The sequence below is a fragment of the Bradyrhizobium sp. Mp27 genome (assembly GCF_029953005.1).
Lineage (GTDB): Bacteria > Pseudomonadota > Alphaproteobacteria > Rhizobiales > Xanthobacteraceae > Bradyrhizobium > Bradyrhizobium barranii.
The window spans coordinates 1-7,335 of sequence record NZ_JASAUS010000244.1; the positions used below are offsets into that span (position 1 = coordinate 1).

Annotated in this window: 7 protein-coding genes and 1 pseudogene; 3 read left to right on the top strand and 5 right to left on the bottom strand. The window is 56.4% G+C overall.

The window, feature by feature from the left end; all coding sequences use genetic code 11:
• Window positions 1-31: 31 nt before the first annotated feature.
• From QJT78_RS46675 to ligD, 5 genes are all read right to left on the bottom strand, one after another.
• Entirely contained in the window at window positions 32-1,600 is a 1,569-nt protein-coding gene (locus tag QJT78_RS46675) for a hypothetical protein (protein ID WP_281460693.1), read from the bottom strand.
• A 225-nt stretch (window positions 1,601-1,825) separates the two neighbouring features.
• Window positions 1,826-2,224, bottom strand: a complete 399-nt coding sequence (locus tag QJT78_RS46680; RefSeq protein WP_281460694.1) for a GFA family protein — start codon at window positions 2,222-2,224, stop codon at window positions 1,826-1,828.
• Window positions 2,225-2,231: 7 nt separating this feature from the next.
• Window positions 2,232-2,648 (bottom strand): nuclear transport factor 2 family protein, encoded by a 417-nt coding sequence (locus QJT78_RS46685; RefSeq protein WP_281460695.1) that lies wholly within the window; start codon window positions 2,646-2,648, stop codon window positions 2,232-2,234.
• Window positions 2,649-2,770: 122 nt separating this feature from the next.
• Window positions 2,771-3,589, bottom strand: a complete 819-nt coding sequence (locus QJT78_RS46690) for a methyltransferase domain-containing protein (RefSeq protein ID WP_281460696.1) — start codon at window positions 3,587-3,589, stop codon at window positions 2,771-2,773.
• 605 nt (window positions 3,590-4,194) lie between these two features.
• Window positions 4,195-5,100 carry a non-homologous end-joining DNA ligase gene (gene ligD, locus QJT78_RS46695; RefSeq protein WP_348652432.1) on the bottom strand — a complete coding sequence of 302 codons (906 nt, stop codon included), beginning with the start codon at window positions 5,098-5,100 and terminating at the stop codon, window positions 4,195-4,197.
• Between the two features lie 385 nt (window positions 5,101-5,485).
• On the opposite strand from ligD, the pseudogene QJT78_RS46700 reads away from it, so the two are divergent.
• The 3 genes and pseudogenes from QJT78_RS46700 (at window position 5,486) to QJT78_RS46710 (ending at window position 7,056) form a co-directional block, all read left to right on the top strand.
• Window positions 5,486-5,900 (top strand): annotated as a pseudogene (locus tag QJT78_RS46700) (hypothetical protein).
• A gap of 2 nt (window positions 5,901-5,902) precedes the next feature.
• Complete coding sequence (locus tag QJT78_RS46705; RefSeq protein WP_281460697.1) at window positions 5,903-6,565, top strand: SOS response-associated peptidase family protein; 663 nt, start codon at window positions 5,903-5,905, stop codon at window positions 6,563-6,565.
• The gene (locus tag QJT78_RS46710) at window positions 6,562-7,056 is read left to right on the top strand and encodes a thermonuclease family protein (RefSeq protein WP_281460698.1); all 495 of its coding nucleotides are present in this window, start codon (window positions 6,562-6,564) and stop codon (window positions 7,054-7,056) included. The genes QJT78_RS46705 and QJT78_RS46710 overlap by 4 nt, the downstream gene beginning before the upstream one ends.
• The last annotated feature ends 279 nt before the right edge of the window (window positions 7,057-7,335 follow it).

Here is a 7,335-nt window from a genome sequence, read left to right on the forward strand (position 1 = left end):
GCGTTCGCGGTTGGAGGTGATGGGGTTGGCTTCACAACCGAATCCTACGCCGTATCAGCGCTTTACACCACGCTCGCCAGCCCTCAGGCGCACTCTTACGAATAAGACGGGTTAGTAACGCGCGCCGTTCCGCGCCCTCCGGCATCCTTTCGTATGCGACGCCTAGTACGCCACTCGGATGCTGCTCGATGAGTGGAAGCTGGTGCCGATAACCTTCGAGCCCCATAGTAATGGCCAGAAATACTGACCAGCCCCTGCTGAGGACGATATATGTTGCAATGTCCCTGAAGATGCCCTTGACGGCACCAACGCGATAGGCACACCAGCGAAAAGGCGCAAAGAAAGCCGAGTAAAACTCTGGTCCGAACCCACGTGTGAGGAGCAGAAGCATCGCGAAGCAAAGAACACAAAGACTAACAAAAACAAGCAAGACGTTGGTCAGTGCCGCAGCGGACGGAACCTCACCGCGGAAGAGTGCGATCATCCCCACTATGAAAATCGCAACAGCGACAGGAAGAAGAAACAAAAGCCAAAATACGTGCGCGACCCCCAAAAGTAGCTTGGCGACCAGTTTAAGATCGCCATAGGACTTAACCTCATAGATTCGTGCGATTTGACGGCTTTCGGAAATGTGAGATTGCATCGATGAGATTAAGTAGCGGATTAAGTTTTTTTGGGGAGCCATCGGATTAGGGGCATTTCGTATGTAATGCAGGAGTTGCCAGGGTTCGTCCATGACGCTGCCGATGGCCACGAAATTTAAGGGCGACATTTGATAGGCTCGATTAAGGGCGGGTTCAGTTCGGCTCCGGCTGAACAGGATCAAGAATACGAAAGCAGGAACAAGAAATGAGATTGTGAAGGTCGAAAATGTGAACAGCACAAAGCGATCCGGATCGACAGGAGTCAACTCGAAGATGCCAGCAAGCGCTGCAATTGCAAACCATAGAACTAGAGAAAAAAGGGCAGTCCAAGATAGTCCTATTGGAAGCCTTTGGTTTCTCGCAATCCTCTCTCGGATCGGTGACATCGTGTCCATGAATGGTGTGCCCAGTGTAACTATCTTTCCCAAGGCCCCATTAGAAGAGGGCGCGCGCGTGATTTGCGGCAGCGCCTCAAGCACAACATTTCCGCCATGGCTGTGCGCGAGAATATGGCAACACCAACCGTCATTCCTGAGTTTCAGCACATATTGGCCTAGCTCGGCTGCTGCCCTCGTGCGGGCGACCCAGCTGTTCTCGCCGGACCAAAAAAAACTCTGGTCGCTCTGGCTACAGTGCGCCCAACATCGTGCTTGAGACCCGCGCTTTTGAAGCGCGGCATCGAGCTTCGCAATGAAATCGCCTGTTGCAGATTGACCTTCGCACCGGTGGTACCAGCGGCTCAGGCCAGGCCTAGGCGCCGCAAATGTGCCGTGCACAATGATCACAGTTTCCTTGGCTTGTTCGGTCATTGACCACCAAGATTGAGTTAAAGCGACCTCGACGCTAGAATCAAATCCGCTAAGGCGCGCGCCAGCGATCAATCCTGCGGACCGCAAAGGTGGAAAGCCGAATGAATGGTAGTCGCAGAACGGTTCGAGTGCAGTGATCCATTTCACATCCCATTATGCGCGCGAGATCAGCGCTTGATCGAGCCCATGTGGAATCTCTACGGTTCGCTTTCGGTCAAAGGCGGGGATTTTGCTCGCTGCCGGCCTTGGTCGGGTCGGCTGCAATAGTTCAAACCCATCGGAGCCGCCGTTGGAGAACGCTCCGCCAGCGTAGATGGGGCCGCGTTGTGATGCATCGGACAAGGTCTGCTGTGGCCAGAACCATATATCTCTTTAATTTATCGCAGGGATGATGCCGATGTTTTCTGCCCAAGGCAGTCGCCGTCGAACCCAAATTTGCCTGCGTGGAGGACCGAGGGCCATGCGTTGATCGAGTCCACCCACGCGAAGGGAATAATTCGGATTGTTGTCTGTCGGTAGTCGAAAGACAGGACTGCCACAATCGCCACAAAACGCATGGCCTCGGCGGGAGCCGCTGTCTGCGGTTTTGTAGTAGACGCGCGGCTCGCCACGCTTGATGCGAAACCCATCCGGCGAAGCCGGGATCGTTACGCGATAAGCCGATCCCGTCAGTGTTTGGCAATCCAAACAATGGCAAATCTGAACCTTGGTTTCATCGACTTCGGCCTCGTATTCGATTTTGCCACAGTGGCAGCGTCCCTCGACCTTCATCGCGCCCTCAAGCCCATCCTAGTTCCTTAAGCGCCAAGCCGGAGTGCCAGATTTTCGTCATGTGGCTTATCTTGTCGCCGGTGAATTGCATCACGTAGACATAGTCTGAAGTTGTCTTCTTGCCGGTCGGTTCACACGGCCCACCGACGCCAGTATGAGTACCCGAAAAGACAGCATAGGCTGCAACGTTGTTGCGTTCAGCATCGGTGGCAAAGGATTTTACCTCGTAACGTCCGTCAGGCATGATCGTCATCAGGCCCTTCATCCAGTCCGCGTATTCCGCGAGTGTTTTAACATCTGCAAGCGGCTCTGCCTGGGCGGCGAACGTCGCGTTTGGAGCGCAGTAAGCCTTGCAGACATCCCAACCCTTCCCGGTCTCGCATGCGGCAAAGAATTCATGGGCAATAGCGGTGATCGAAGGCATGGGCGTTCATCCCTGTTCTGTTGAAGGTTTCGTTTAGAACTTCCGCAATGGTAACGTATCACGCTGCTTGGCTTCCACCGCAGCGCCGGCAAAGGACCTGCTAAGGGCCAAGGGCCGAAAAATCAAACAGTCGCCGCAAGCAAGTGAGATGCTATTGGGAACGACAACCCGCGACTACCCACGTATTTCTCCAGAGCCAACTTGGTCTCTGCCGTCAGGTTTTCTCGAGCCGCATCGCTCGCTTGCGACACATGACTAGCCAGCGGCGAACCCGCTACATAACTCAATACAAATCGTTCGGCTGACGCAAATTCGACAGCTCCGACCCGCCGCTGCAGTTTGATGTTCCGAAATTCCGCTGCGGCGACAAGTTGGCTCAACTCGGCAGCATCAGACAATCCAAAAGGCGCACGCATTATTGTTGCGGCTGCAGAACCAATGTTTCGTTCGAGTATGTCCGCGAAGGCTGCAAAGCCGGGGCTTTCGTGGATGCCACACCAGACCATCACCGCGAGCCGACCCTTACTGGATAAGACCCTGCGCATTTCGCGCAAAGCCGCCGGTCGGTCTGCGAAGAATTGAAGGCCGAGCTGGCAATACGCAATATCGAACGAACCATCAGAAAATGGCAGCCTATCTGCACTTGCTTCCAGCCACTCCGCCGGAGCAGCGTCATCTACCGGCTTTACGGATCGCGCAACATTCAACATGCCGGGATTGAGATCGACGCCAGCTACCGCACCGCTTGCTCCCACCTTCGCGGCTGCGATGCGCGCCACGATTCCCGTGCCGCAGGCGATATCGATGATGCGGTCCCCCAGCTTCGGGTCAGCAAGCCCTATGAGTATCGGCGCCCATGGCCCAAAAACGGCAGGGACCAGTTCCCGCTCATATATCTCGGGTGCGCTTCCAGCGACTTGCCATTGTCCTTGCTGACTCATCAGATGACCGCCAAAGGACGTTGATGCCAATGGCAGTTTAGCTCACCCCGACAATGTCTGCCATGAGGCACTTCCGGGGCCTTGGTGTTCTGAATTTTGGTAATGATCTAACCTGCGGAAGTGCCTTTCGGAGTTCCGTCAGGATGCCTGACTAGCTCGAATATGGCGACGTGCGTGTCGTCAACCCAATACTCCAGCGTGTCACCGCAGATCGTACAAGATGCGTGGCCGGTATGGGGTACCAAGAATTTCTCGACAGCGCGGTGATACTCGGCACCGCAATTTCGACATCTGACAACCATTTCCGAAATATGCGCCGCCGCTTGCCCGCTATCCAGTATGGATGGCTGACATATTCAAACTAACGCGGCGGCTGCAACGCCCGCCTTGGAACCAGAAAGTCCGGAAGAGAGTTTGAGAGGTGGACCCTCGAAGGGAGGTCACCATGGAGGACCGAGTGACGCATTGTTTGCAGTGCGGGAAGCGTCTGGTGCCCATGCATAGTTTTGACGGACGCACGGAGTTGAAGTGCATTTTCTGCGACAAACTAGACCCTACGGAGATGACGGCGGCGCACAAACGGGCTGACAGTCCGCTGGCCACTTCTATTTCTGAGGCTGTCCCCGAGACAGTCTTTTGAAAGAGCTGGCTCGCAGCAAGCCTTCGGACGTGATGTCCCGGTATTCAACATCAGCGTAAAACTTTGGCTCAACCCATGTTGCTTTCGGCTTCCTGATGGGCGTGGTCAGCTTTGACTTCGGGCTAACCACAGTGTCGAGCTGTTTCCTGATCTGGCTCGAGATGGTGCGAGACCAGCCAGTCCCAACCTTGCCCATGTAAACAAGGTCTTTGCCTTCCTGCTTGCCGAGATACAACGCGGCAACGCCGCTTGGGTCCTTCACAAAACCGACGACAGGGAATTTGCCCTTCTGCACGGCTTTGATCTTCAGCCAGTTCTCACTTCGCTCCGACCGATACGGGGCGTCCGCTCGCTTGGATATGATGCCTTCCCAATTCAGCTTGGCGGCATGCTCAAACATCTTCTGACCGTCGCCGACGAGATGTTCAGAGTAGAGCACGGGCAGCTCGACATCGTTCTCGCCGAGGAGGTCGAGCAGCAGTTGCTTGCGCTCGATTTGCGGCAGCTTGCGGAGGTCGCCATTCCGCCAGAGAAGGTCGAAGGCGTAATAGATCAGGCGGCCCTGCCTGCCTGCAGCCAGCTCTGCCTGCAGTTCCGAGAAGTTGGTACGTCCTTCATGGACGACCACAACCTCCCCATCGATGATGGCTTCGCCCGAAATGGCCAGCGCCCCGGCGATCTCCGTGAAGCGCTTGGTCCAGTCGGGCCCGTTGCGGGTAAAGACTTTCTTCCTTCCCCGGTTGAGATGGACCTGAACGCGGTAGCCGTCGTATTTGATCTCATGGAGCCACTGATCGCCCTGCGGCGCTTTGGTCTTCAGGGTGGCGAGCTGGGGTTTAATGAACCCCGGCATCTCGATACGCTTTGGCACTCTGGAAACTCACAAACGCCCGCCGCACCTTGGGGGCAATTGCGAGCATTTTACTTACTTCCCGAGCACCTCGAACAATCAGGGGGCGTGACCGATCTCGCCACCACCAATGTTTGCAGATTTTTCCCGATCGAGATTTTCGGCCTCGAAACCCCGTGATTCTACGGAATCCTCAATCCTGTAGGACGCTATAAACTTGCCCCTGCCAGCGTGGTGTTTTCATCCCGAACAAATTTGGGCTGGCGGAGGGCCGCAGCAATGCGGCCCTTTTGCCATTCGGTAGGTGAGCCATTCGCTCAAACCACCATTCGGCGGGGTTATGGCAATCGCCGACACAAGCCCTAGTGCCATTTGCGTTGCCCTTTGCGACCCGCTTTGATGGGCGATGGGCACCAAGTCACGAGAATCCATTTACGGCGTGTCGGTTCGGGCTGCGGCGGAACAGGCGGTAGAGGCGCGCAAGACCGCCGACCGTTTGGCCTGCGAGGCCTGGAACAAGCGGATGCTCGGCTTTCAGGGACCGGCGCAGCCGTCCCCTTCGTTAGGCGATGCCCTCAACGCCGGATATCTCTATCTCGAGGTGAAATGCTTGGGCTGCAGCACGCATCAAACCGTGCCGCTGAGCATAGTTCGCCGACCGAAGGCTACGCCGATCCATGAACTGGAGCGCTACATGCGGTGCAAGGATTGCTCGCGGCTTCAAGGGCGACCGTACAAGCGGAGCCATCTGATCGTTGCGGGCGGCGAAAATTTCCGCAAATGATCCGGCGTCAACGTGGTGGCCGGGAGAGCGGGATTAAGGATGTGCAATCTCTATTCGATCACCACGAACCAAGAGGCGATCCGCGCGCTCTTTTGCGTCGTGAACCGTTATGTCGGCAACCTCGCGCCGATGCCGGGCGTGTTTCCAGATTATCCGGCGCCGGTGATCCGCAATGCCGGGACCGAGCGCGAGCTGACGATGATGCGCTGGGGCATGCCGCCGCCACCGCGCACCGGTGGACCTCCGGTCACGAACATCCGCAACACCAGCTCCCCACACTGGCGGATGTGGCTGAAGCCAGAAAATCGCTGCCTAGTTCCGTTCAACAGCTTCGCGGAATATGCGCCAGAGCCCAACCCGGAGACCAAGAAGAAGGATGTGGTGTGGTTCGCGTTAAACGAGGAACGACCGCTGACGTCGTTCGCCGGGGTCTGGACCGAGTTCAAAGGCGACCGGGGCACCAAATCCAAGCCGGTGCCGGGGCCGCACCTCGTCTACGGCTTTCTGACAACCTCGCCGAACGCGGTGGTGGAGCCGATTCACTCGAAGGCGATGCCGGTAATTCTGACTACCGACGAGGAGCGCGATGTATGGATGCGCGCGCCATGGGATGAGGCGAAGTCACTGCAGCGTCCGCTACCTGATGACGCCTTGAAGATCGTCGCGCGCGGATCAGACAAGGAAGACAAGGCGGCTGCATGAAGCGCTTGCTGCTTTTCCCCATGATCTTTGCGTTCTGGGCCTTTTCGGCAGTCGGCGCACAAGCCGAACCCGTAAACGCTGCCGACATCATCGTGAAGGACGGGGATTCGATTGTCCTAAACGGTATCGAGTACAGAATGATCGGTTACGACAGCCCCGAGACCACCAACGTTCCCTGGCGGAAGGTTTCTGCTGAGGAAAAACTAATAGGAGCGATATCAAAACAACGGCTAAGCGATTTGCTGCGAGAAGGCCCCATCGACCTTAAGGATATGCCGTGCTCATGCTCGGCAAAAAAATTCAAGAACGGCACATGCAACCATGGGCGGAAGTGCGGAGTCCTGTCAGTGAATGGCAGGAATGTGGGCGAGACGCTCATTGTGGAAGAGCTGGCGGTGCCGTTCGCGTGTGGAAAAACGCGATGTCAGAAAATGCCGGATTGGCCGAAGATCATTCGCGCCCAGTTTCCTCCAAATGAGCCGAGGCAGTAATTGCCCTGATCCTCATTTTTGCGCCTTGCATTGCGATCACGCCTGCACATGCGATAGACCCGCCGTGCTCGGATGTGCTGCCAAATGCGGCCTCTCGCTGCCTTCGTATCGGCCATCATTTTATCCTTCAGATGAAAGGAGCGCCTGCCACCGATTGCAGGGCTTGAAGAGAGCTGGCCCCGGTTGTTTGGACAGCGCCCCGCTGGATTTAAGTGGATTCCTGCCGGGTTATGCTGAACGCGGGGCTTTACGGTTTTGTCGTTGCGTCGGGAGGGCGTA